At 68.3% G+C, this 22,589-nt stretch carries 25 protein-coding genes and 1 tRNA gene; 18 read left to right on the plus strand and 8 right to left on the minus strand.

Translation table 11 applies throughout. The features are described 5' to 3' along the window. Positions 1 to 212 precede the first annotated feature (212 nt). The 4 genes from NDI86_RS09760 to NDI86_RS09775 all read left to right on the plus strand — a co-directional run bounded on the left by NDI86_RS09760 (position 213) and on the right by NDI86_RS09775 (position 2,940). Complete coding sequence (locus NDI86_RS09760; protein WP_310900235.1) at positions 213 to 551, plus strand: hypothetical protein; 339 nt, start codon at positions 213 to 215, stop codon at positions 549 to 551. A gap of 120 nt (positions 552 to 671) precedes the next feature. Next, positions 672 to 1,646 (plus strand): DUF5784 family protein, encoded by a 975-nt coding sequence (locus tag NDI86_RS09765; RefSeq protein WP_310900236.1) that lies wholly within the window; start codon positions 672 to 674, stop codon positions 1,644 to 1,646. 134 nt (positions 1,647 to 1,780) lie between these two features. Continuing rightward, positions 1,781 to 2,449 carry an AIM24 family protein gene (locus tag NDI86_RS09770; RefSeq protein ID WP_310900237.1) on the plus strand — a complete coding sequence of 223 codons (669 nt, stop codon included), beginning with the start codon at positions 1,781 to 1,783 and terminating at the stop codon, positions 2,447 to 2,449. 44 nt (positions 2,450 to 2,493) lie between these two features. Further along, positions 2,494 to 2,940 (plus strand): acyl-CoA thioesterase, encoded by a 447-nt coding sequence (locus NDI86_RS09775; RefSeq protein ID WP_310900238.1) that lies wholly within the window; start codon positions 2,494 to 2,496, stop codon positions 2,938 to 2,940. A gap of 14 nt (positions 2,941 to 2,954) precedes the next feature. Here NDI86_RS09775 and NDI86_RS09780 read toward each other — a convergent pair whose 3' ends face one another. From NDI86_RS09780 to NDI86_RS09790, 3 genes are all read right to left on the minus strand, one after another. Beyond that, positions 2,955 to 3,416, minus strand: a complete 462-nt coding sequence (locus NDI86_RS09780) for a hypothetical protein (RefSeq protein ID WP_310900239.1) — start codon at positions 3,414 to 3,416, stop codon at positions 2,955 to 2,957. Positions 3,417 to 3,655: 239 nt separating this feature from the next. Then, positions 3,656 to 3,727: transfer RNA gene (locus tag NDI86_RS09785), tRNA-Thr, on the minus strand. A 76-nt stretch (positions 3,728 to 3,803) separates the two neighbouring features. Further along, positions 3,804 to 4,424: a DUF7114 family protein gene (locus NDI86_RS09790; RefSeq protein ID WP_310900240.1), complete on the minus strand. Its 621-nt coding sequence runs from the start codon at positions 4,422 to 4,424 to the stop codon at positions 3,804 to 3,806. Between the two features lie 60 nt (positions 4,425 to 4,484). Here NDI86_RS09790 and NDI86_RS09795 point away from each other — a divergent pair, with 60 nt between their 5' ends. From NDI86_RS09795 to NDI86_RS09810, 4 genes are all read left to right on the plus strand, one after another. Next, positions 4,485 to 5,162, plus strand: a complete 678-nt coding sequence (locus tag NDI86_RS09795; protein WP_310900241.1) for an enoyl-CoA hydratase/isomerase family protein — start codon at positions 4,485 to 4,487, stop codon at positions 5,160 to 5,162. 43 nt (positions 5,163 to 5,205) lie between these two features. Then, on the plus strand, positions 5,206 to 5,919 hold the full coding sequence (locus NDI86_RS09800; protein WP_310900242.1) for a DUF3105 domain-containing protein: 714 nt from the start codon (positions 5,206 to 5,208) through the stop codon (positions 5,917 to 5,919). Between the two features lie 416 nt (positions 5,920 to 6,335). Then, positions 6,336 to 8,306, plus strand: a complete 1,971-nt coding sequence (locus NDI86_RS09805; protein WP_310900243.1) for a DUF460 domain-containing protein — start codon at positions 6,336 to 6,338, stop codon at positions 8,304 to 8,306. A gap of 98 nt (positions 8,307 to 8,404) precedes the next feature. Continuing rightward, the gene (locus tag NDI86_RS09810; protein WP_310900244.1) at positions 8,405 to 9,412 is read left to right on the plus strand and encodes an AAA family ATPase; all 1,008 of its coding nucleotides are present in this window, start codon (positions 8,405 to 8,407) and stop codon (positions 9,410 to 9,412) included. Between the two features lie 180 nt (positions 9,413 to 9,592). Here the strand turns inward: NDI86_RS09810 and NDI86_RS09815 are convergent, their stop codons facing one another. Beyond that, positions 9,593 to 10,054, minus strand: coding sequence for a hypothetical protein (locus NDI86_RS09815; protein ID WP_310900245.1), 462 nt, complete (start codon positions 10,052 to 10,054; stop codon positions 9,593 to 9,595). Positions 10,055 to 10,205: 151 nt separating this feature from the next. Between NDI86_RS09815 and NDI86_RS09820 the strand changes: the two genes are divergently transcribed. From NDI86_RS09820 to NDI86_RS09855, 8 genes are all read left to right on the plus strand, one after another. Continuing rightward, the gene (locus NDI86_RS09820; protein ID WP_310900246.1) at positions 10,206 to 10,514 is read left to right on the plus strand and encodes a 30S ribosomal protein S24e; all 309 of its coding nucleotides are present in this window, start codon (positions 10,206 to 10,208) and stop codon (positions 10,512 to 10,514) included. Then, positions 10,515 to 10,646 carry a 30S ribosomal protein S27ae gene (locus tag NDI86_RS09825; protein WP_310900247.1) on the plus strand — a complete coding sequence of 44 codons (132 nt, stop codon included), beginning with the start codon at positions 10,515 to 10,517 and terminating at the stop codon, positions 10,644 to 10,646. A 6-nt stretch (positions 10,647 to 10,652) separates the two neighbouring features. Beyond that, positions 10,653 to 12,410: a bifunctional N(6)-L-threonylcarbamoyladenine synthase/serine/threonine protein kinase gene (locus NDI86_RS09830; RefSeq protein ID WP_310900248.1), complete on the plus strand. Its 1,758-nt coding sequence runs from the start codon at positions 10,653 to 10,655 to the stop codon at positions 12,408 to 12,410. A gap of 65 nt (positions 12,411 to 12,475) precedes the next feature. Next, positions 12,476 to 12,892 (plus strand): EamA family transporter, encoded by a 417-nt coding sequence (locus NDI86_RS09835; RefSeq protein WP_310900249.1) that lies wholly within the window; start codon positions 12,476 to 12,478, stop codon positions 12,890 to 12,892. A 279-nt stretch (positions 12,893 to 13,171) separates the two neighbouring features. Beyond that, complete coding sequence (locus NDI86_RS09840) at positions 13,172 to 13,447, plus strand: DUF5808 domain-containing protein (RefSeq protein ID WP_310900250.1); 276 nt, start codon at positions 13,172 to 13,174, stop codon at positions 13,445 to 13,447. A 67-nt stretch (positions 13,448 to 13,514) separates the two neighbouring features. Then, on the plus strand, positions 13,515 to 14,165 hold the full coding sequence (locus NDI86_RS09845) for a non-canonical purine NTP pyrophosphatase (protein WP_310900251.1): 651 nt from the start codon (positions 13,515 to 13,517) through the stop codon (positions 14,163 to 14,165). 109 nt (positions 14,166 to 14,274) lie between these two features. Further along, the gene (locus NDI86_RS09850; protein ID WP_310900252.1) at positions 14,275 to 15,045 is read left to right on the plus strand and encodes an SDR family NAD(P)-dependent oxidoreductase; all 771 of its coding nucleotides are present in this window, start codon (positions 14,275 to 14,277) and stop codon (positions 15,043 to 15,045) included. 92 nt (positions 15,046 to 15,137) lie between these two features. After that, positions 15,138 to 16,838 (plus strand): methyl-accepting chemotaxis protein, encoded by a 1,701-nt coding sequence (locus tag NDI86_RS09855; RefSeq protein WP_310900253.1) that lies wholly within the window; start codon positions 15,138 to 15,140, stop codon positions 16,836 to 16,838. On the opposite strand, the gene NDI86_RS09860 is transcribed toward NDI86_RS09855, so the two are convergent. The 3 genes from NDI86_RS09860 to NDI86_RS09870 form a co-directional block, all read right to left on the minus strand. Beyond that, positions 16,835 to 17,305: a DUF7384 family protein gene (locus NDI86_RS09860; protein WP_310900254.1), complete on the minus strand. Its 471-nt coding sequence runs from the start codon at positions 17,303 to 17,305 to the stop codon at positions 16,835 to 16,837. The genes NDI86_RS09855 and NDI86_RS09860 overlap by 4 nt on opposite strands. A 356-nt stretch (positions 17,306 to 17,661) precedes the next feature. Further along, positions 17,662 to 18,321, minus strand: a complete 660-nt coding sequence (locus NDI86_RS09865; protein WP_310900255.1) for a potassium channel family protein — start codon at positions 18,319 to 18,321, stop codon at positions 17,662 to 17,664. A 173-nt stretch (positions 18,322 to 18,494) separates the two neighbouring features. Further along, entirely contained in the window at positions 18,495 to 19,694 is a 1,200-nt protein-coding gene (locus NDI86_RS09870) for a DUF7282 domain-containing protein (RefSeq protein ID WP_310900256.1), read from the minus strand. A 168-nt stretch (positions 19,695 to 19,862) separates the two neighbouring features. Between NDI86_RS09870 and rnz the strand changes: the two genes are divergently transcribed. Next, positions 19,863 to 20,780 carry a ribonuclease Z gene (gene rnz / locus NDI86_RS09875; RefSeq protein WP_310900257.1) on the plus strand — a complete coding sequence of 306 codons (918 nt, stop codon included), beginning with the start codon at positions 19,863 to 19,865 and terminating at the stop codon, positions 20,778 to 20,780. Between the two features lie 314 nt (positions 20,781 to 21,094). After that, positions 21,095 to 22,171 carry a Gfo/Idh/MocA family protein gene (locus tag NDI86_RS09880; protein ID WP_310900258.1) on the plus strand — a complete coding sequence of 359 codons (1,077 nt, stop codon included), beginning with the start codon at positions 21,095 to 21,097 and terminating at the stop codon, positions 22,169 to 22,171. Between the two features lie 21 nt (positions 22,172 to 22,192). On the opposite strand, the gene NDI86_RS09885 is transcribed toward NDI86_RS09880, so the two are convergent. Next, positions 22,193 to 22,588, minus strand: a complete 396-nt coding sequence (locus NDI86_RS09885; RefSeq protein WP_310900259.1) for a DUF2178 domain-containing protein — start codon at positions 22,586 to 22,588, stop codon at positions 22,193 to 22,195. Position 22,589: the final 1 nt, after the last annotated feature.

Genomic DNA, 22,589 nt, shown 5'->3' on the forward strand with positions numbered 1-22,589 from the left:
TCGCCTTGCCTCGGCCGCCAAAGGCGGCCTGTGGGAAGGCTCCTCGAAAAACGTGGGCGAAAAAGCCGGAAGGCGCGCATTGGCGCGCCTTCCGGTGTCTGTCGGAGCGAGCGCTGACGGCGAACCGCGCCTCTCGCGGTCGCTTTCGACCGCCACCGCTCGCAGAGACAGGACGAATACTAATTTGCACGGCGACACTGTGCAGCAGTAGCATGGAGCAGATTGCGGTTACCGTTCACGGGGAAAACGCCGGGAGACTACCCAGCGCCATCAACGGTGTGCCACGGAACAAGCGCGTCGACTACGATGGGGACGGATTCGCAGTCATCGTCACCGAGCAGTACCATTTCAAAACGAATTCGAGCCTCCAGACGACCACCATCTTCGAACTCGTCGACGAGACCACCTGTGAGGTCACCATCGTCTCCGGAGGCGGCGGAGCGGGGCTCCTGCAGCACGACTGGGGCACCGAGTCGGGCGACTCGAACAAACTCGTAGCGAAGTTGGAGGCGTTCTGTCGGGAGCACGGACTCGATATCGAGCACGGCTGAGCGCTGGTGGCGCACGCCCTGTAACCCGCCACGGTCAGTCGGTTCGCAGATACGGACGGGAGACGCAGTTGTAGCCCCCACAGCGGAACGCACAAGACCGTTGACCGTCTGTATGCCACTGTGGCAGGCCCGATTCGCTTTCGACATTCGACCGAGCGCTGGAACGAGGACCGCGTCCGGCGCGATTTGCTCTCCCCGCTCGACGACTCTTTCGGCGCGACGCTGAACGGCCCGTGGTTCGCTCCGCCCGAGGGGTGGGCGGCCCGCCGGCTGGAGATGGACAACGGCGACCTCGCGCTCTTTATCTGGAACGGCCAGGAGGCCTACTGGGCCGGCAACACCGAGACGCCCGAGACCCTCTGGCGGACGGACAAGAAATCCTTCGAGCGCAGCCCCGACCCCATCGCCGAGTGGGGCCAGCGCGAACTGCTCGCCCAGCTAGAGGTCGAGGACCCCTGGCTCACCGAGTACGAGACGTTAGCGCACTTTTTCCTGCCCGTCTTCCTCTCGAAGGACGGCCGCGATTCGACCCGGACCTTCTTCCGTGACCACGCCGGCGGCTTCCCCGACGCCGACCGCGAGGACGGGCTGGCGTTCTACGACGACTTCCTGGCGACCGGCGTCCTCGACGACTACCGCTACACGATGGCGAGCAAGCTGGGCACCAGCCAGGGCTTTGACCTCTCGCGGATGCAGGCGACGATGGGGGAGTTCAACACCGCGAAACTGCTCGTCGATTCGGGCAACGATATCGTCCCCGAGGTCGAACTGGCCTCGGGCCACTCCGTCGACTTCCGCGTCGAGGACACCCTCGTCGAGGTGACCCGCCCCCGTCCCCCCAGCCGGCGGCAGGTCGACACCGCCATCGGCGCGCTGAAGGCCTCCGGCGACGCCAAGACCCGCGACCAACTGGCGGCCCACCCCGGCGCCGTCCTCGTCGTCGACTGCACCTCCTTTCGCGACGACGAGTGGCAGCGGGTGCGCGGCGAGCGACCCAGCGTCGGCTACGAGCCGCTGGTCGTCTTCCGCTACCGACCGGACGGCCGCCTCGAGGGGTACTCGCGTGGCTCCGTGCCGTTCCCGCTGCCGTTCTGAGCGGCTGGCGATCACAGCCGACCGCCGATTTGTTCCGTTGCACTGACATTTAATACACACATCAGTAGGGCAAAATTTTCATACTACGGTGACGAACCCGGGGGTAGCGGCTGACCACTCAGCCGAGATACACAATGGACGTCGACCAATTTGTCAACGAAAACCGACCCGAAGAGGGTGGCGACACCTTCCAGTTAGAGAACAGCAAGCTGCTCGACATCGCCGTCGACGGCTCGGTCATGACCAAGGCCGGCTCGATGATAGCCTACGAGGGGGACCTCTCCTTTACCGGGAAGTCCAACGCCGAGGGCGGGCTCACCGGGTTCATCAAGTCGAAGGCGACGAGCGAGGGGACACCGGTGATGAAAGTCGAGGGGACCGGACACGTCTACGTGGCCGACGAGGCCAAGGAGATACAGATTATGGACTTAGACGCCGGCGAGTCCATCTCGGTCAACGGCAACGACGTGCTCGCCTTCGAGTCGAGCGTCGACTACAGCATCTCGACCATCGGTAGCGTCTCGGGGGCCTCCGCGGGCGGCCTGGTGAACGTCTTCCTCGAAGGCCCGGGGAGCATCGCCATCACGACCCACGGGAACCCGCTGGTGCTGACGCCGCCGGTCAAGACCGACCCGCAGGCGACGGTGGCCTGGAGCGCGAACAACTCCCCGTCCAGCAGCGTCAACCGCAGCATCTCGGATATGATCGGTCAGTCCTCCGGCGAGCAGTATCAACTGGAGTTCTCGAACCCCGACGGGTTCGTCATCGTCCAGCCGTTCGAGGAAACCAACCCGCAGCAGTAGCCCCGAACCGCCCGTTTTTACCTCCGCGCACTGTAGCCCGCCCCATGCCCAAGGTCGCCGACACGCACATCGTCAACCGCGAGCGCGTCCAGCCCACCCACGCCAACAACTACGACAGCGCCCACGGGGGACTCGTCATGAAGTGGATGGACGAAATCGGCGCGATGTCGGCCATGCGGGCCGCCGAGCAGTCCTGTGTCACCGCCCAGATGTCCCGCATCGACTTCGAGCGCCCCGTCCCCATCGGCGACAACGCCCTCGTGGAGTCCTATGCCTACGCCACCGGCCACACCAGCGTCCGCGTCCGAATCGAAGTCAGCGCGGAGAACCCCCACACCGGCGAGACGGAGTTGACGACGAGCGCCTACGCCACCTTCGTCGCCGTCGAGGACGGGAAACCGACGCCGGTGCCGGACCTCCGTGTCGAGGGCGAGAAGTGCAAAGAGTTGCGGGAGAAGGCGCTGGCCGAGGAGCCGGACAGAGATAGCTAGGTCAGGACTCGGGTTCACGCACCTAATCGGTCTCGTATAGCGGAGCCACCGACGCCGCCGACGGCTCCCAGTACCGCGCCGACGACGAACCCGCTGCCCGCGAGCAACGGCGCCAGGTCGGTCACGACCGTGGAAAAGGTCGGCGTGTTCGAGGCGTGCGCCGGCGTCATCCCGAGCAGAACGATGCCGAGTCCGACCGACGACAGGAGGCCGACGACCAGGACGCCGAGCGCGGCCGCGAGCGCGGCAAGTAGCGCGCTAGCCGCTAGCTCGACCGGCTGCAGTACCCCCGTAATCCCACCGCCGAGGACGGGACAGGCCAGCAGTGGCAGCGCGAACAGCCAGACCGGGAGCGACGTGCCGACGAGCGCGGCCGCTCCGAGGCCCACCAGCGGGAGCGCTACCGCGACGAGTAGCGTCGAGACGACGGTCGTCGCCGCGCCGACAGCGACGCACAAGAGCGCCCGGAACGCCATACGACCACGGTACGCGACTGGCACGTAAATAGCGAGGGCCCCACTGGAGAACGAAACGCGCCGCTCGCAGTTTGTGTCCGGCGAGGCCGGAATTTGAACCAGAGCCAGACGTTCCTGCTCGTCTCGCTACGCTCGACTGCGCGGGCTGCGACTGGCAGGGATTCAAATTCCGCTATCGGTTTCCCCGACCACGGCTGTCGCTCGGCGACGGAGCGCCTCGCAGAAGTGTGGTCGGGAAAAGCCTAGGCCGGAATTTGAATCCGGGGTCTCGTCCTTACCAAGGACGCGCTTTACCGCTAAGCTACCCAGGCACGCACTCGTGTCTATCCCGCAGTTGTCTTTAGGCGTTTCGATTCGCGCCGACGGCGGAGCCGTCAGCGGGTATCGTCAGGGGTCGGCCGCGGCCTGATTCGTATGGCCGGAGAGCCGGTCGGCCACCTCGCCGTTGAGCAGGGTCGCGTTCTCGGGGAGGCCGCCGGCGGCCAGGTCGGCGCCGACGGCCTTCAACTCCGGCGTCGGCGTGTGGCCGGCGGCGGTGACGCCGGCGACGACGGCGAGTTCGCAGACGTCGGCCTCCAGATTGCCGTCGAAGTCGGCGTCGCCGGTCGTTCGGAGTTCGGTCTGGTCCTTGCCGAACTCGCGGACGACGTCGACGGCGGCGTCGGCGGCCTCGGTGTGAGCGAGCAGATAGAACCCGCGGGAGACGAGGATGTCGGCGATGAGGATGTCGAGGTCGGCGGCGTCGCGGTCGCCGGTGGTCCAGGGGTCGTCGTGGGCGAGCCGGCGAGTCAGCGCGAGCCCCTCGTAGATGAGCTGGACGCCGGCGGCGCGGTCGTCGTCGCTGTCGACCGTGTGGCCACGGGTCGCCGTCGCGGCGACGAGCGTCAGGACGCCCGGGGCGAGCGAGGCGTCGTCGAGCCGGGCGGTGATACGGTCACGGAGTCGTTCGGGCTCGACGTCGTCGACACCCGCCAGTGCGGCTCGGCGGACCGCCGCCACTTCCTCCATTGGCGCGACCTAGCGGTGGCAAGGGCAAAGACCTTTGGAAACACCACCGTCAGCGGGGGCATGGTCCGGAAGACGGTCGACGGCGACGTGTGCGTGATGACGCTCGCGCGGCCGGCGCGACGCAACGCGCTCGACAGCGCGGCCCTGCGCGAACTGGAGCGTGCCGTCGCGGAGGCGAGCGAGCCGGTGCTGTATCTCCGCGGCGAGGGGTCGGCGTTCTGTGCCGGCGCGGACTTAGAGGAGGTGCGTGCGCTCGACGCCGACGCGGCGAGCGAGTTCGCCGCGCTGGGCCAGCGGGTCGCGAACGCGCTCGAAACGTACGACGGGGCAGTCGTCGCGGGTGTCGACGGGGCGGCCAGGGGCGGGGGCGTCGAACTGGCGCTGGCCTGCGATATCCGAGTGGCGACTCCCGAGGCGACGTTCGCCGAGACGGGCGTGAAACTGGGCCTCTTTGGCGCGTGGGGTGGGACGACCCGACTCCCCCGCGTCGTCGGCGAGGGCGAGGCGCTGGACCTCGCGCTGTCCGGGCGGACCGTCGACGCCGAGGCGGCCCTGCGGATGGGGCTTGTCTCGCGGGTCACCGACGACCCCCGCGCCGTGGCCGACGAGCTGGCCGCCGTCGACGGGGCGGCGCTGCGGGCGATAAAGCGGCGGCTGCGGGACGACACGGACCAACAGACCGGCGACGAGCGCGAGCGCGAGGCGTTCGCGGCGCTCGTGACCGCGCTGGAGTCGTAGGCAGCAGTACGTTCAAAGCCCCCCGCGACATACGGTAGGGTCAATGGTAGAGTGCGACTACTGTGGGGGGTCGTTCGACGGCGAGGAGGCCTATCTCGACCACCTCGCCGACAGCCACGAGGATGACCTCGGCGTTATCGACCGGCGGCGGGTCGACAGCCGCGGGGCAGACGAGGACGAGGGGCTCTCGCTCGCCGTGGTGGCGGGGGCCGTCGGTATCGTCATCGCGCTGGGCGCTGTCGTCTACGTCACGCAACTGAGCGGGGGCGGCGGGAGCGCCGACGGCATCGAGGGCGCCGCGCTGGACGAGTCGGGCGACAGCGAGGCCCTCGCCGCGGTCGAACAGTTCCCCAGCGAGGGCAACCAGCACGTCTCGACGGGTCAGGACATCGACTACACGCGGTCGCCGCCGCTGTCCGGGCCCCACTACAGCGCGGCCGCCGAGGGCGGCTTCTACGAGGAGCCCCAGCCACCGGGTAACGTCGTCCACTCGCTGGAACACGGCGCTGTCGTCATCTACTACGACGAGAGTGCGATGAGCGAGTCCGCTCGAACCAGCCTGCAGGCGTTCGCCGATACCCACACCGGGACCTGGCGCAGCGTCGTCGTCATGCCGAACCCCAACGAGAGCGCCGAGTCCGACTTCGTCCTGACGGCGTGGCGCCACCGCATGTACATGGACAGCTACGACGCCCAGACCGTCTTCGAGTTCCTCTCTGAGTTCCTCGGCCGCGGTCCCGAGAACCCGGTTCGGTAAACTCGGTCTTTGTCTCTGTGAACGGCTCTTGAGTTGGGGTGTTTGCTACCGCCCACAGCCAGAAAGTCCCGCTAGCAGTGAGTGACGACAACACTGCCAACAGCCAGAAAGCCCCGCTAGCAGTGAGTGACGACAACACTGCCAACAGCCAGAAAGTCCCGCCCGTAACCGGTTGACCAGCCGTCATGGGCGGGACTGAAAGGGGCGGGCCGTTCGACGAGCGAGGCGAAGCAAGCACCTACTGGAGCGCAGCGAGTCGCAGCCGTCGAACGGCCCGGGGCTTTCTGGCTGTTGGCGGGGCCGTCGTTGGCCACTCCGACCGTGGCCGTCTCGCTCTCGGCACCGACCACTCTCACACCGACCACGACTGCTAGCCCGGAACGACATTTATTATCACGCACCCCCTAGCCGCCCCCGTGAACCGTACGGCAGCGCTCGACGCCGTTATCTTCGGGGTTGACATCCAGAGCGGTGACGTCCGCGGGGACGCCCCCTCCTACGCGCTCGTGGTCTTCGACGGCGACGAGCTAGAGCGGGACGTGGTCTCACGACGGAAACTCAGGCGGCGCATCGAAAGCGAGGCGCCCGCCATCGTGGCGACGGACAACATGTACGAACTGGCCGCCGACAAGGACCAGTTGGTCCACTTCCTGGGGTCGCTCCCCGACGAGACCAGACTGGTGCAGGTGACCGGCGACGAGCGCCCGGAACCGCTCTCGCGGGTCGCCAAGCGCCACGGCGTCCCCTACGGCAAGAAGCCGATGAAGGAAGCGGAGGCCGCCGCGCGACTCGCCGCCGCCAACGTCGGCCAGGAGGTGTCGGCCTTCACCGACACGACGGAGGTCAAGGTCTCGCGGGGTCGCTCGACCGGCAAGGGGGGCTGGTCCGAGGACCGCTACACGCGGCGCATCCACGGCGCGGTCAAGAACGAGGCCCGCGAGGTCGAGTCGGAACTCGACGCCGCGGGCTTGGCGTACGAGCGCGACGTGACCGAGAAGTACGGCGGCTTTGCCAACGCCGTCTTCCGCGTCGAGGCGCGGCCACAGGACATCCCCGTCTCGACCCATCGCTCGGGCGACACGCGGGTCGAAATCGAGCGCGTCCGGAGAGACGGCATCGAGTTCCGGCCGCTGGCGAAACGCCGGGACCACGTCGTCGTCGGCGTCGACCCCGGGACGACGACGGCCGTCGCCATCGTCGGCCTCGACGGCGAGGTGCTGGACGTCTACTCCTCGCGGACCAGCGACCGGGCCGACGTCATCGAGTGGATAATCGAGCGAGGCCGGCCGGTCGTCGTCGCCGCCGACGTGGAGCCGATGCCCGAGACCGTCGAGAAGTTCCGCCGCTCGTTCGACGCGGCGGGCTGGGAACCGGAGCGTGACCTGCCCGTCGACGAGAAGAAACACCGGACCCGCCACGAGGGGTACGACAACGACCACGAGCGCGACGCGATGGCCGCCGCCCTCTATGCCTTCGACCACCACGAGAGCCAGTTCGAGCGGGTCGCCGAGAAGGTCCCGCCGCGCCACGAGGTCGGCCCCGTCGTCGCCCGCGTCGTCGCCGGCGAGGAGTCCGTCGAGTCCGTGTTGCGCGACATCGAGGGCGAGGACGAACCGGCCGAGGCCACCGAGCGCCACGAGCCCCGCGAGCTCACCGCCGAGGAGAAGGAAATCAAGCGCCTGCAGGCCCGCATCGACCGACTGGAGGACCACGTCGACGAGCTCAAGGGGACCATCCAGCGCAAGGACGACCAGCTCCAGGAGAAGGACAAACAGCTGGAGAAGGCCCGACAGGAGGGCCGGCGCGAGGTCCGCAAGGACCGCGAGGTCACCCGGCTGCAGCGACGCAACGAGGCGCTGGAACGCAAGGTAGAGGAGGAAAAGGAGCGACGCGAGCAACTGGGCGAGAAGTTAGAGCGGCTCAAAGAGCTCTGGAAGCTCGACCACTCGAACTTCGCCGACGTCTCCGAGCACGAGGAGGGGCTGGTCGCGGTGAAGGTGGTCGAGCAGTTCACCCGCGACGCCATCGAAACGGCCGACGAGCAGTACGGCCTCGTCGCGGGCGACATCGTCATGTTCCGTGACGCCTCCGGCGCCGGGAAATCGACCGCCGAGCGGCTGGCCGACGTCGAGCCGCGGCTCGTCCTCCGGAACCAGAACCTCTCCGAGGCCGCCGACGAGGTGCTGTTCGACCGCGAGATTCCCGTCGCCCCCGCCGAGACGGTCCCCGTCCAGGAGGTCGACGAACTCGCCGTCGCCCGCGAGCAGGCCGTCGAGGACGCCATCGCGGACTGGCACGACCGGGCCGAACAGCGCCGCCAGGAGCAGAAGGCGGAGATGGTCGACCAGATTATCAGCGAGCACCGGGCGGACAGGCCCGTCGAATAGCGGCGGACTGACCGGGTCGCGTCGAGTGGCCGTCTTCCAGTCGGAACCGCCCAAAGCGGGGGATACTTGACGACCCCTCGCGTACGCCCAGCCGACAGATGGACGCGCCGCTGTGGACCGAGACGCACGCGCCGGCACTCGAAGACATCCCCCAGCCGGAGGCCCGCGAGCACCTGCAGGGGGCCATCGAGGAGCCGATGAACCTGCTGGTCCACGGGCCAAAGGGGGCGGGCAAGACCGCCGCCGTCCGGGCCTACGCCCGGGAAGTCCACGAGAACCCGGACGCCGACTTCACCGAACTCAACGTCGCCGACGTCTTCGACATGACCAAGAAGGAGGTGTCGTCGGACCCTCGGTTTGCCTCCTTCATCGACAGCAAGCGCCGCCGGGAGTCCTCGAAGGCCGACCTCATCAACCACGTCCTGAAAGAGTCCGCCAGCTACTCGCCGATGTCGGGCACCTACAAGACAATCCTGCTGGACAACGCCGAGGGGATGCGCGAGGACTTCCAGCAGGCGCTGCGCCGGGTGATGGAGCAGTACTACGAGGCGACGCAGTTCGTCATCGCCACGCGCCAGCCCTCCGCCCTGATTCCGCCGATTCGCTCGCGGTGTTTCCCGGTCGTGATGCGCGCGCCGACCCACGCCGAGACCGTCGGCGTGCTGGAAGCCGTCGTCGCCGCCGAGGGCGTCGACCACGACGACGACGGCCTGGAGTACGTCGCCGGCTACGCGGAGGGGGACATCCGAACGGCGGTGCTGGCCGCCCAGACCACTTACGAAGAGACCGGCGAACTCACGATGGAGACGGCCTACGAGACCCTGACCGGCCTCGAAGCCGACGACGCCGTCGAGTCGATGGTCGATGCCGCCGAGAAAGGACGGTTCACCGACGCCCGCTCGACGCTCGACGACCTGCTCGTCGACGAGGGCTACGGCGCCGACGACGTCATCGAGGAACTGCTTTCCGTGGCCCGCTCGCGCTACTCCGGGCGGCGGCTGGCGCGGGTCCACGAACTCGCCGGCGAGACGGATATGGCGCTGACAGAGGCGGCCAACGAGCGGATTCACCTCGCTCGATTGCTGGCTGATATCGGGCAACTGTGAGTCGCTGTTGGGTGAACGGGTTTTACCTGAACAGTTATATAGCGCCGATAGTGACGGACGACACGTGACGAACAGCCGGAAAGCCCCCGAGTGTAGCGGGCCGGGGATTTCCGGCTGTTCGTAACGCTATCGCTAACGGGACTTTCTGGCCCTCAGCGGCAAGCACAACGAGAGACGGCGTTATCCAAGCGACGCGTTCGTCTCGCGCACGTCCCGGATATCTGCCACGAGGTCGGCGACGACGTGGACGTACAGCGTCGCGGCAGCGAGCGCCGCGAGCGCCGGCGTGAAGAGCCAGAGACCGACGACCAGCGGCCCGCCGATGAGCGTGTGACTCAGCAGGCGGTCGAGCTTGCCGAGTTCGTACTCGTGGAAGATGGACTCCTGGTCGAGAACGACCACCCGCGGGTTCCGCAGGCAGTAGCGAATCGCCCGCGGGTCGCCGGTGTTGTACCAGGCGACCAGGAAGTGGTCGAAGTCGATGCCGACGCCGATGGCAGCGGCGAAGGCGACCCAGCCCAGTCCGGTCAGCAGGTCAAGCCCGGCGTAGAGGCCGGCGACGAGCCCGACGGCGACCGAGAGCAGGAAGTGGTCTCGTGAGTAGATGGGAATCCCTCGGCGTCCAGTTGGCGCAGGCGACACTTATACTGTCGGCTGTGACGGGCAGCAGGCGTTCAGTGCCACCGGACAGCGCGACCTGTTCGACACGCGCGCTGCCACGACCCGTGACACCGCGAGTGGCGGCTTCGAAATCCTTTTAGGCGCTACGACGGGAATCTATGGACAACGAACCATGGATATCGACATCATCGAGGAAGACGAAAATCCCATGTTGCACCGAACGGACGTCCGCTTCGAGGTCGTCCACGACGAGGCGACGCCCTCGCGGCTCTCCGTGCGCGACTCGCTGGCCGCGACGCTGAACAAGGACGCCGAGGAGGTCGTCATCCACAAGCTCGACACGAAGTTCGGGATGCGAAAGACCGTCGGCTACGCGAAGGTCTACGACAACCCGGAGTACGCCCGCGACGTCGAACAGGACCACATGCTCGAGCGCAACAAGATAGTCGCCGACGGCGAGGAAGGAGCGGAGGAAGCATAGATGGCCCGCAACGAGTACTACGACGACGGCGAACTGACCAAGGACACGTGCCCGCGCTGCGGTGACACGGTGCTTGCCGACCACGACGACCGGCAACACTGTGGCAAGTGCGGCTACACCGAGTGGAAGTAAGGCGCGATGCGGATTCTCGGTATCGAGGGAACCGCCTGGGCAGCCAGTGCTGCGGTCTTCGAGACCGATACGCTGTCGGTCTCGAAGGCTCGTCAGGACGCCAGTGCTGACGGCGTCTTCGAGACCGACGACCTGGCCGACCCCAGCGACGACCACGTCTTCATCGAGACCGACGCCTACCAGCCCGACAGCGGCGGCATCCACCCGCGCGAGGCCGCCGAGCACATGGGCGAGCAGATACCCCAGGTCGTCGAGACGGCCATCGCACACGCAGAGGAGCGGGCGGCGGCCGACGGAACCGCCGCCCCAATCGACGCCGTCGCATTCTCGCGCGGTCCCGGCCTCGGCCCCTGCCTGCGCATCGTCGCCACCGCGGCCAGAGCCGTCGCCCAGCGGTTCGACGTGCCGCTCGTGGGCGTCAACCACATGGTCGCCCACCTGGAGGTCGGCCGGCACCGCTCGGGCTTTGACTCGCCGGTCTGTCTGAACGCCTCCGGCGCGAACGCCCACGTGCTGGGCTACCGGAACGGTCGCTACCGGGTGCTGGGCGAGACGATGGACACCGGCGCGGGCAACGCCATCGACAAGTTCACCCGCCACGTCGGCTGGCAACACCCCGGCGGACCGAAGGTCGAACGCCACGCTCGCGACGGGGAGTACCACCCACTGCCCTACGTCGTCAAGGGAATGGACTTCTCCTTCTCGGGCATCATGAGCGCCGCGAAGCAAGCCGTCGACGAGGACGTGCCGGTCGATGACGTCTGTCGCGGCCTGGAGGAGACCATCTTCGGCATGCTCACCGAGGTCTCCGAACGGGCGCTCTCGCTCACCGGCGCCGACGAGCTGGTCCTGGGCGGCGGCGTCGGGCAGAACGAGCGCCTCCAGCGGATGCTCGGCGAGATGTGCGAGCAGCGCGGCGCGGACTTTCACGCGCCGGAGAACCGCTTCCTGCGGGACAACGCCGGCATGATAGCGATGCTGGGCGCGAAGATGTACGCCGCCGGCGACACGCTCGCCATAGCGGACTCCGCTATCGACTCGAACTTCCGGCCGGACGAGGTCGAAGTGCGCTGGCGAGGGCCAGCGGAATCCGTCGACCGCCGCGGTCGAGTCGAAACCGAGGTCCAGGGCGCGGAAGCCACGGTCACCATCGAGGCCGACCGCGTCGTCAAGGCACGCAGTCCCCGGAGCTACCGCCACCCGACGCTGGACGAGCGGTTGCGGACCGAACGCACGAGACAGGAGGTCCGCCTGACGAGCGAGGCGCGTCGCCACGGCGTCCCGACGCCGCTGGTGCGGGACGTGGACCCCGAGGAAGCACGCATCGTCTTCCAGCGCGTCGGGAGCGCGGACCTGCGGGAGTCGCTGACCGCAGAGAGCGTCGGGGCCGTCGGCGAACACCTCGCACGCATCCACGACGCCGGCTTCGTCCACGGCGACCCGACGACGCGGAACGTCAGAGTCGGGCGGCGCGTGGCGCCGCCGGACGAGCGAGCGGGGAGCGCGAGGGCCGACGGACCGCGGACCGGAGCGAGCCGCGAACAGCGTGTCTTCCTCATCGACTTCGGCCTGGGCTACTACACGGGGGAACCGGAGGACCACGCGATGGACCTCCACGTGCTGGCCCAGTCGCTCGCGGGTACGGCCGACGACCCCGAGGCACTCTTTTCGGCGGCCTGTGACGCCTATCGGGCCGAGAGCGGCCACGCCGACGACGTCTTCGCCAGCCTGGCAGACATCGAGGGGCGGGGCCGGTATCAGTAACCCGGGACAGCCGTCGAGTAACGCATCCGGAACGCACACCTGTCTCGCGCGCGTCTGCCCACGCGATGCGCTATCTCGTCTGGGCCCTCATCGCGCTGCTCGGTTACACGCTCGTCCCGCCGCTGGTGAAACTCGCGACCGTCGAGATTCCCAGCGACGTGGTCGTGTTCATCTCGAACGGGATTCTCGTCGTCGCCGCGGTGAGCATCATCCTCGTGTCGGACGTGTCGGTCACGCCGTATCTCACCCACGAGCGGTCGATCTACGCCTACGGCGCGGGCATCGCGCTGACGGTGGGCATCATCTCGTACTACCGGGCGCTGGCGGCCGGCCCGGTCAGCGTCGTCGTCCCCATCTTCGGGATGTTCATCGCGACCAGCTCCGTGCTCGGTATCGCCCTCCTCGACGAACCGCTCACGGGGCGGAAAGTCGCCGGCATCGGGCTGGCCGTCGCCGCCATCTATCTGACGTCCGTGGAGTGAGAGCGGTGGTCGGGAGCGAGGGGCGTGGCCACGCCACGCGCGAGCGACCCGGGGGAGGGCAGGGCTGGCGCCGAAGCGAGGCAAAGCGAAGTGAGCAGTAGCATCCGGCAGCCGAAGGCCGCAGGTTCACGCGAATCGCCGTTCAGCGGCGATTCGCGCTTTTTTCGCCCACGTTTTCAAGGAGGGTTCCCACAGCGCGCTCGGAGAGCGCGCGAGGAAACCCGACGCAGAAAAAGGTGGGGGCAAAGGGATTTAATCCAGCCGCGAGTATGAGGAGGCATGGTAGACAAACCCCAGTCAGGGGAACTGTTCGGCGTCCCGTACAACTTCGAGCGGCCCAGTCTGAAGCGGCTGGTCTCCTCGTACTGGCAGCCCGGCGACGGGATGCTGGTCGAGAAGCCCTTCGGCATCGGCTACACGCTGAACCTGGCGAACTGGCGCGCGTGGGTCGTGCTGGCCGTCGCCGGCGCGATGCTGTATCAGGAGCGCCGGGGCGGGAGCGACGAGTTCGAGAGCGAGGCCGAAGACGAACCGGTCGAAGTCGTCGTCGACTGACTGGCTGCTGCGCACACAGCCGCGCGGTTTCGACGCCCCTTTTGTGGCTGCCCGCTCGTGTAGCGGTATGCTCAACTTCGTGACGACCAACCCCGGGAAGGTCCGGGAGGCGACGGCGTACCTGGACGACGAGGTCGTCCAGTTCGACTTCGACTACCCAGAGGTGCAGGCCGACGACCTCGGGACGGTGGCGGCCCACGGCGCCCGCGCGGCCTACCGGGCGGCCGACGGACCGGTCATCGTCGACGACGCGGGCCTGTTCATCGACGCCTTCGACGGGTTCCCGGGACCTTACTCCTCCTACGTCGAGGACAGGGTCGGCATCGAGCGCGTCTGGCGGCTGACCGAACCCGAGGACGACCACGGCGCGGCGTTCAAGACCGTCATCGCCTACTGCGACGGGGAGGAGTTCGCGGCCACGCCCGAACCGATAGACCGCGAGGAGCGCCGGGGCCAGGACCTCGCGGCGGACGACCGGGGCGGCGCGACGACGGACGAGCAAGTGGCGGGGGGCGAGGACGCCCTGCCGGTCAAACTGTTCGAGGGACGAGTCCCCGGCGACATCGTCGCGCCGCGGGGCGACGGGGGCTTTGGCTACGACCCTATCTTCGAGCACGGCGGGACGACGTTCGCGGAGATGAGTACCGACGAGAAAAACGCTGTCTCCCACCGCGGGCGGGCGCTGGCGAAGTTCGCGGAGTGGCATGCCGGGCGATGAGCGGGGCGCTCCCCGACTACGGCCGCGTCAGTCGGCGGTTGCGACGGCGGCGTGACGTCGTGCTGTTACAGTGCCCGCGACGCGTCCGGCGTGACGGGGTGGCGGGGCAGTGAGCGAACCCGGCACCGCCCTCGTCACCGGGGCGTCTGCGGGTATCGGCGCGGCGCTTTCCCGGGAGTTCGCGGCCCACGGCCACGACGTGGCGCTGGTGGCCCGGCGCGAGGAGCGACTCCGAGCGCTCGCCGACGACCTCGAAGCCCACGGGGTGACGGCCACACCCATCGTGATGGACTTAGACGACGCGGCGGCGGCGATGGACCTCCACGAGGAGATCACCGACCGGGAGCTCGATATCGACATCCTCGTCAACAACGTCGGCGTCGGCACCTACGGCCCCTTCGGCGACAGCGACCTCGACGAAGAGCGGACGCAGTTGCGGCTCAACGTCGTCCTCCCGGTAGAGCTCACGCGCCTCTTCCTCGACGGGTTCGACGGCGACGGGAAGGTGCTGACCGTCGGCTCGATGGCCGGGATGGCGCCGGGGCCGGGCCTGTCGACGTACTACGCGAGCAAGGCCTACGTCAACAGCTTCACCGAAGCCATCGCCGAGGAGCTACGGGGCGAGGTCGACGTGACCCTGGTCTGTCCCGGCCCGGTCGACACGGAGTTCGCCGACCGGGCGGGGATGGGCGCGTCGTCGGTGGGGTCGGTCAGTTCGAACTCGCCGGAGAACGTCGCCCAGGCGGCCTACGCGGGGCTGATGGCCGGCGAGACGGTGGTCGTCCCGAGCCGGGCGATGCGCGTCGTCGACCTGCTGTGCCGGGTCGCGCCCCGCCCGGTCGTCCGCCGGGTGACCCGGTGGGTCAACAGCGGGCGGTGACCGCGAGTGGCCGGAGTCGGCAGTTTGGCATGTATTGTCAGGTACTGGGAACGGCGATAGCGGTTGAAGTAAGAACGGCCGTGATATCGGGTATGGCACGACCAGTCGTCGAACAGTACAAAGAGCTGATACGGCAGTCGCTGGACCTGGTGGGAGTGTCCGGCTCCATCGAGCGGAAGGTACTCGCGGCCGTCGGCATCCAGTTCGGGGTGTCGGTGGCGCTGGCCGTCGTCGCCGTCGTGTTCGACGGGGTCGTCCAGTTCGCGCTGACGGGCCTGTTGCTGGCCGGCGCGACGGTCGCCTTCGCGAACACGGTGTTCATCACGCGCGAGGACCTCGTTCGGCCGGTCGTCGACATGGCGGCGCGGGCCGACCGCATCGCGGCCGGCGAAATAGACGTCGAGGTCCCGGACAGCGAGCGCGAGGACGAGGTCGCGAGCCTGCTCGACTCCTTCGGGGCGATGCAGGCGTCCCTGGCGACGGTCGCCCGGCAGGCCGACGCGCTGGCCGAACAGGAGTTCGACGACCCGGTGCTGGACGAGGACGTGCCCGGGACGTTCGGCGAGTCGCTCTCCCGGATGGCGACCAACATGGACGCCTACACGACGGAACTCCAGGAGATGACCGAGGACCTGGAAGCGCGGTCGGCGGCGCTCTCGGAGCTGGTGACCGCCTTCGGCGACGCCGCCGAGCGGGCGAAGGCCGGCGACCTCACGGCGACTATCGACGCGGAGTTCGAGGACGTGGACGACCAGTTCCAGCGGGTCGTGACCGACTACAACGACCTCCTCCGGACGCTCGCGGACACCGTGGGCGAGGTGACCGAGTTCGCAGACGAGGTGGCCGAGTCCGGCGACCGCGTCACCGAGAGCGTCGCCGAAATCGACCGGGCGAGCGACGAGATAGCGCGCTCGGTCCAGGACATCTCGGCGGACGCGAGCCGGCAGGCCGACCGTCACGACGCCGTTGCGGGCGATATGAACACGCTGTCGGCCACCGTCGAGGAGATAGCGGCGACGGCGACCGACGCCGCCGAGACCGCCGAGCGAGCGGCCGAGCGGGGCCGCGACGGGCGGGCCGAGGCCGCCGCGGCCATCGACGAACTGGAGCTGATGACCGCCCGAATCGACGAAATCGCCGACGCGGTCGAGGGACTGGTCGACGAGATAGCCGAGATAGACGAGGTGGTCGAGGTCATCACCGAGGTGGCCGAGCAGACGAACATGCTCGCGCTGAACGCCTCCATCGAGGCGGCCCGCGCCGACGCAGAGGGCGACGGCTTCGCCGTCGTCGCCGACGAGGTCAAGAGCCTCGCCGAGGAGACCCGCGACGCGGCCGCGGACGTCTCCGAGCGTATCGACGCAGTCCAGGAGCGCGCCGGCGAGACGGTCGCGGACGTGGAGGCGACCAGCGGGCGCGTGGCCGACAGCACCGACAGCATCGAGGCGACGCTGCGGGACTTCGAGGACATCGTCGACGTGCTGGGCGAGGTCAACGACGCCATCCAGGAGATATCCGACGCGACGGACGAGCAAGCCGAGACGACCCAGGAGGTCGTCGCGGCCGTCGACGAGGTGGCGACAGTCAGCGAACAGACCAAACGGGAGGCCGAGTCAGTCGCCGCCGCCACCCAACAGCAGACCGCGACCATCTCCGAAGTGACCGGCGAGGTCCGCTCGGTCGCCGAGCGCACCGACGACCTGCACGACCTGCTCCGGCAGTTCGACGTGACCGAGACGCGGACCACCGCCGCCGGCGGTACCACGGAAGTGTTCGCGAGCGGCGACGACTAGGCTCGCGGGTCCCGGTCCGGGCCGGGATACTCGCCGCCCTCGACCAGGTCGTACAGCGACTGGGCGTCGAACAGCGCGGCGAAGGCGTCGGGCGCCCGGACGCTCACGTCCATGTACTCGGTGAGTGCCAGCCCCGTCTTCGCGCTCCGCAGCGTCTCGTCGTAGCTGAGGACGTGCGCGGCCCCGCCCCGGTAGGCCGAGGCCAGCGCCGGGTGGTCGCCCTCGGGGTGCTCGACCGGGTCGCGCTCTCGCTCGATTCGCTCGCGCCAGTCGGCCGCGAGGGCGTCGTCGGAGAGGTCGGCGATGACGGCCGCTGCGTCGTCGAGCAGGGCGTCGCTGGCGACGAGCGTGACCCAGGAGTGGCGCCGGACGTGGTCCAGCGCGTCCCGGGCCGCTCCGCCGACGAGCAGGTCGGCCGCGAGCACGTCGGCGTCAGCGACGACGCGAGCGGGCGAGGCCTCAGTCATCGTCGCGCTCCTCGCGTCGCTCGGCGAGTGTCTCTCGAACGGTCTCGACGCTGGTCTCGTGGTCGCTGGCGCGCTCGAACAGGTCGGCCCAGTCCATGCGTGACCTACGGCCGGGCGACGGAAAGCCGTGCTGTCTGCCGTCTGTCTGACGGGAGTTTATGTCGAATCGTCCCCTCCCAGCCAGTACGGGCGCGAACTGGCAGCTACGTTCGCTACGTCTGTAGCACGTCCCATCCTCCTGTCACGCGCCCGGATACCTTGCACCCCCTTTTGGGCACCCTCGCCACAGTAGCGGCTGGTACCGACGACGTGAGCAGCCAGCGCGCCGCGGCTGACGGCGGCGGATTCGAACGGCCTCAGGCCTCGGCCCGGAGCGCCGACCGCACCTCGTCGATGCCGTCGTGGCTCGTCATCACGGCCAGGCTGTCGCCGGATTCGATGGTGGTCTGTGGCAGGGGAATGGTCATCGGCTCGTGGGCCCGGCCGTGGGCGTAGATGTGGGCGTCGCCGGGCAGTTCCACCTCGACGACCCGCTTGCCGATGACCGACGAGCCCTCGGGCACGTCGATGGAGGCGATAGAGAGCTGTTCGGTCAGGTCCGCGAGGACGTTGAAGTCCCCGCCCAGGAGGGCGGTCTTGGCGCCGGCGGCGCCCAGGCGCTCGGGGTAGATGATGTCGTCGACGTCGGCGGCGTACTTGTCGTATATCTCCTCGCGGTAGTCCTCGTCGATGCGGAGGACGGTGCGACAGCCGTGTTCCTTGGCTATCATGCAGGCGGTGAAGTTGATGTTCAGGTCGCCGGTGAGGGCGCCGATGGCGTCCGCCTCGCCGATACCCGCCGCCTGTAGCGTCGACTCCTCGCTCCCGTCGCCGACGACGACCTCGAAGCCGGCGTCGGTCGCCCGGTCGACTTTCTCCTGGTCCCGCTCGACGATGACGACTTCGTGACCCTCGCTCCCGAGAATGTGTGCGGTCCGGGTCCCGACGCGACCGTAGCCGACGATGACGAACTTCATACGACTCGGTACGACAGCCACCACTAAAAATGTGAACGTGTGTCAGGGCATCCGCGCGGGTGACGCGGCGTCGCGGCGTACCCGACAGCGCACGGTCTCCCGGGCGGGTCGAGAAAAGAAAAATCGATATGTCAGGCGGTCACCGAAGCGCGCGGAGTCTCCTCGGCGCGTAGTTACGGTGTCGTCGTGGGCGACGCCGTCCCTTCAGCGGTGCCAGGTCCGGTGGCAGTGCCGGTCGCCTCGCCGGTCGGCGTCCCGGTCTCCTCTCCAGTCATCGTTCCGGTCTCCTCACCGGTGGCAGTGCCGGTCTCCTCGCCGGTCGGCGTCTCGGTCTCTTCGCCGGTCAGCGCGCCGGCACCGTCTTCGGTCGCCGTGCCGGTCTCGTTACCGGTCGTCGCTCCGGTCTCGTTGCCGGCGCCGTCCTCGACAGTCACGGTCGCGTTGTCCGTGACCGGCACGTCGTTGACGAGGACGGGCGGGTCGAGCAGGGAGACGGTCTCGACGAAGTCGAACGTCTCGTTGTCGGTGCCCATCGTCTCGTTGTCGGTGCCCATCGTCTCACTGTCGGACGTGGGCGACTCGGTCGGCGTCGCGCCGTCGGCCGTCGGGGTTTCGCCGCCCGCGGTCGGCGTCTCCGTCGACGTCATGCCGTCGGTCATCGAGGTCTCGTTGTCCGCCGAGGTCTCGTTGGCCGCCATGTCCACGGAGCTCTCCTCGTGGAGCATCGCGGTGAGGTCCTGAGTGCCCTCTAGCTGCGGTTGGGTGTCGTTGGCCGTCTCGTTCGGGTCGGTCGTCTGGTCGCCGTCCGCGGTGTAGTTCGCCCCGGGGACGTCGAACAGCGTGACGGTCACGTTGTCGTACGTTCCGGCGGGGAGGTAGTCGGAGACGCCGATGACGCTATCGACGGTCGCACCGGTGGCGAGGCTGTCGTCGTGGATGACGACGTAACCGGGCTCGGTCAGCGTCACGTCAGAGACGGTGACGGTCGTCCCGTTGCTCTCCTGGTCCTCGAAGGTCAGGGACGGACCCTCGCCGGTCTCGGTGCCGGTGGTCTCGTTGTCCGCCGGCACGCCGACGCCGCCCTCGGTGGGCGTGTCTTCCTCGGGCGTCATCGGTTCGCCCTCGGTCGGCGTCTCTTCTCCGGTCGGGGTCGCCGTTCCGTCCGTCGGCGTCATCGGTTCGCCCTCGGTCGGCGTCTCTTCTCCGGTCGGGGTCGCCGTTCCGTCAGCCGGCGTCATCGGTTCGCCCTCGGTCGGCGTCTCTGTCGGTGTCTCCTGCTGTGCTACCGGGCCGGGTACGGCGCCGGCCTGTGCTGTGAGAGCCGCTGTCACGACCGCGACAGCGACCGCGACGAGTATCGTACTCCGTTTCATGTTGTAACGCAAGCGAGGGGACAGAAGGTGGATTGATAAACTAAGTTGACAGTTCAGCGGGGAAGTGGCAACCATACACAGGGTAACCACCGTACAACGTAGAGGCGAGCGCGCGCGTTCCGGCCGGCTTTCGACACGCGTTTAGGCGGGACGCCGAGAACTGACAGTATGCGAGTGACGTTTCTCGGGACGAGCGGGGCCATCCCGACGACCCAGCGCAACACGAGCAGTATCTTCTGTAACCGGGACGGCGACTACCTGCTGTTCGACTGCGGCGAGGGCACCCAGCGCCAGATGATGCGCTTTGGCACCGGCTTCGCCGTCGACCACCTGTTCGTGACCCACCTCCACGGCGACCACGTGCTCGGGATTCCGGGCCTGCTACAGACGTTCGACTTCAACGACCGCGAGCGCCCCGTGGCGATTCACACCCCGGCCGGCACGCGGGGAAACGTCAAACAGCTCATCGAGGCCAACGGTACGACACCCTCCTATCCGGTCCGCATCAACGAGGTTTCGGCCGGCGACACCGTGCTCTCTCGCCCCGAGTACGAGGTGCGTGCCATCGCGACCGACCACCGCTGTGCCTCCGTGGGGTACGTTCTCGCCGAGGACGACCGCAAGGGCGAGTTCGACCGCGAGAAAGCCGAAGAGGAGTTGGGCATCCCGCCGGGGCCCAAATACTCGAAACTCCACCGCGGCGAGGCCATCGAACACGACGGCCGGACCGTCCAGCCCGAGGAGGTCGTCGGGCCGCCACGCCCCGGCCGAACGCTCGTCTACACCGGCGACACCCTACCGACGAGCAGCGTCGTCGCGGCGAGCGAGGACGCGGACCTGCTGGTCCACGACGCCACCTTCGCCGAGGACCGCAGCGACCGCGCGGCGGCGACGGCCCACTCCACGGCCCGGGAGGCCGCCGAGGTGGCCCGCGACGCCGGCGTCCGGACGCTGGCGCTGACCCACATCTCGACGCGCTACGCCGGTCAGGCCGACCGCCTCGGCGCCGAAGCGCGCGAGGTCTTCGACGGCGAGGTCGTCGTCGCCGAGGACGGGATGGAGCGACACGTGCAGTTTCCGGGGTAGCGAGGCGATAAGCGAAGCGAATCGCCTCGAAACGGCGCGGGGAGCGCAGCGACCCGCGGAGCATAGCGAGGTTCTGAACGGAGTGAAGAACCTCGAACGGCGAGCGGTGACTGCGAGGAACCGCGAGCAGTAGCGGGGCGTCGAACGTAGTGAGAAGCCGCGACGAAACGGCGACCGGAGAGCCGTGAAGTGAGCGAAGCGCCGAGCGACGAGATGCCGCTCGCGAGGGGGAGGAGACGGAGCAGTACAGGAACTATTATGCATGACAGCGGGCCAATAGTGCGAGCTTTATGGCTCCACACGCATCTGTAAGCATGACTTACCGGATGGTACAGGTCGGGCTCGGTGGCCAGGGGGAGACCTGGCTCACCGAGGCGATTCCACCGAACGTCGAGGCGAGTCGAGTCGAAGTCGTCGCTGCGGTCGACACCGACCCCGAGAGACACGAACTGGCACAGGAGGAACTCGGGCTGGCAGCCGAGCGCTGTTACACGGACCTCGACACCGCGCTGCACGAGCGAACGGCCGACTTCTGTTCGGTCGTCACGCCGCCGGCGGCCCACGAACCGGTCGTCGACACCGCGCTGAACCACGGGCTCGATATCCTCTCTGAGAAGCCCATCGCCGACACCCTGGAGGGGTCGGTCCGCATCGCGCGAGCGGTCGAGGCGGCCGGCGCGAAGATGGGGCTGACGATGACCCACCGGTTCGACCAGGACAAGACGACCTTTCGGCGGGCCGTCGACGGAGCGACGCCCGTGGACTACCTCACGGCCCGCTTCACCGGGAACGTCCGCGAGCGGGGCCACTACTCGACGTACGTCCACGAGATGGAGAACATGCTCCTGCTGGACGGCGCCATCCACCACCTGGACATGCTCGCCGCGATGGTCGACGCTCCCTGCGAGCGGGTGTACGCGGAGACGTGGGTGCCCGAGGGCGCGGACTACCAAGGCGACTGTACCGGGCTGGTGACCCTTACATTCGCCGACGGTACCCGCGCCCACTACGAGGGGAGTTACGCCAACGCGACGACGCTCAACGGCTGGGGCCACGAGCAGTTCCGCGCGGAGTGTGCCGACGAGACCGTCGTGCTGGACAACCGCGATGTCGAGCGATTCGACCGCGACCCCGAGCGGGCCGGCGAGAGCGCGGGGCGCAAGGACGGCACGTCCGTCCCGAACGTCGAGCGGGAGACGTGGACCAACGCCTGGCTCATCGAGCAGTTCTGCGAGTGGCTCGACGGCGGCGAGCCGATGCCGACGAACGTGGAGTCGACACTGGAGTCGATGGCTATCGTCTTTGCCGCCATCGAGAGCAGCGAGACCGGCGAGGCGGTCGAGGTACCCCGGCTACTGGACGAGGCCCGCGCCGTCGCGAAAGTGCAGTAACGGGCGGACTCGCCGTCGTCGTTAGCGGCGCTGTCTGGCGACGACGAGCGCGAGGCCCCAGATGGCGAACAGGCCGGTGACAAAGTAGGCCAGGTGGGCGAGCCAGGCCGGCCACGCGACGACGTCGAGGGCCCACAACGCCGTCATCGTCGGGAAGAAGGCGGCCGAAGCCATCCCGACGACGGCGATGGTGTTCGCGCCGGCCTCGTGGAAGATGGTGGTGTCGCGTTCGTCGAACAGTACGGTTGGCGAGCGGTGCTGGAGGGCCGTCGCGGAGAGCGCGCCGAACGCGAAGGCAGCGACGCCGACAAGCGGGTAGCCGGCGGCGACGAGGGCCGCAAAGAGGAGGCTGCTCCCCATCCAGAGGCCGAAGTACGTGCGCCGGTACGTCGTGAGGGTGGTGGCGGTAGTCGTCATG

This window comes from Haloarcula onubensis (assembly GCF_031624605.1).
Classification (GTDB): domain Archaea; phylum Halobacteriota; class Halobacteria; order Halobacteriales; family Haloarculaceae; genus Haloarcula; species Haloarcula onubensis.

What these genes read in the sequence shown, in the direction of transcription:
- NDI86_RS09855 (WP_310900253.1), top strand. Translation starts at nt 15,138, where the DNA reads ATGGCACGACCAGTCGTCGAACAGTACAAAGAGCTGATACGGCAGTCG.
- NDI86_RS09790 (WP_310900240.1), bottom strand. Translation starts at nt 4,424, where the DNA reads ATGGAGGAAGTGGCGGCGGTCCGCCGAGCCGCACTGGCGGGTGTCGAC.
- NDI86_RS09795 (WP_310900241.1), top strand. Translation starts at nt 4,485, where the DNA reads ATGGTCCGGAAGACGGTCGACGGCGACGTGTGCGTGATGACGCTCGCG.
- NDI86_RS09845 (WP_310900251.1), top strand. Translation starts at nt 13,515, where the DNA reads ATGCTCAACTTCGTGACGACCAACCCCGGGAAGGTCCGGGAGGCGACG.
- NDI86_RS09840 (WP_310900250.1), top strand. Translation starts at nt 13,172, where the DNA reads ATGGTAGACAAACCCCAGTCAGGGGAACTGTTCGGCGTCCCGTACAAC.
- NDI86_RS09865 (WP_310900255.1), bottom strand. Translation starts at nt 18,321, where the DNA reads ATGAAGTTCGTCATCGTCGGCTACGGTCGCGTCGGGACCCGGACCGCA.
- NDI86_RS09770 (WP_310900237.1), top strand. Translation starts at nt 1,781, where the DNA reads ATGGACGTCGACCAATTTGTCAACGAAAACCGACCCGAAGAGGGTGGC.
- NDI86_RS09860 (WP_310900254.1), bottom strand. Translation starts at nt 17,305, where the DNA reads ATGACTGAGGCCTCGCCCGCTCGCGTCGTCGCTGACGCCGACGTGCTC.
- NDI86_RS09825 (WP_310900247.1), top strand. Translation starts at nt 10,515, where the DNA reads ATGGCCCGCAACGAGTACTACGACGACGGCGAACTGACCAAGGACACG.
- NDI86_RS09830 (WP_310900248.1), top strand. Translation starts at nt 10,653, where the DNA reads ATGCGGATTCTCGGTATCGAGGGAACCGCCTGGGCAGCCAGTGCTGCG.
- NDI86_RS09800 (WP_310900242.1), top strand. Translation starts at nt 5,206, where the DNA reads ATGGTAGAGTGCGACTACTGTGGGGGGTCGTTCGACGGCGAGGAGGCC.
- NDI86_RS09760 (WP_310900235.1), top strand. Translation starts at nt 213, where the DNA reads ATGGAGCAGATTGCGGTTACCGTTCACGGGGAAAACGCCGGGAGACTA.
- NDI86_RS09820 (WP_310900246.1), top strand. Translation starts at nt 10,206, where the DNA reads ATGGATATCGACATCATCGAGGAAGACGAAAATCCCATGTTGCACCGA.
- NDI86_RS09870 (WP_310900256.1), bottom strand. Translation starts at nt 19,694, where the DNA reads ATGAAACGGAGTACGATACTCGTCGCGGTCGCTGTCGCGGTCGTGACA.
- NDI86_RS09780 (WP_310900239.1), bottom strand. Translation starts at nt 3,416, where the DNA reads ATGGCGTTCCGGGCGCTCTTGTGCGTCGCTGTCGGCGCGGCGACGACC.
- NDI86_RS09885 (WP_310900259.1), bottom strand. Translation starts at nt 22,588, where the DNA reads ATGACGACTACCGCCACCACCCTCACGACGTACCGGCGCACGTACTTC.
- rnz (WP_310900257.1), top strand. Translation starts at nt 19,863, where the DNA reads ATGCGAGTGACGTTTCTCGGGACGAGCGGGGCCATCCCGACGACCCAG.
- NDI86_RS09835 (WP_310900249.1), top strand. Translation starts at nt 12,476, where the DNA reads ATGCGCTATCTCGTCTGGGCCCTCATCGCGCTGCTCGGTTACACGCTC.
- NDI86_RS09880 (WP_310900258.1), top strand. Translation starts at nt 21,095, where the DNA reads ATGACTTACCGGATGGTACAGGTCGGGCTCGGTGGCCAGGGGGAGACC.
- NDI86_RS09810 (WP_310900244.1), top strand. Translation starts at nt 8,405, where the DNA reads ATGGACGCGCCGCTGTGGACCGAGACGCACGCGCCGGCACTCGAAGAC.
- NDI86_RS09775 (WP_310900238.1), top strand. Translation starts at nt 2,494, where the DNA reads ATGCCCAAGGTCGCCGACACGCACATCGTCAACCGCGAGCGCGTCCAG.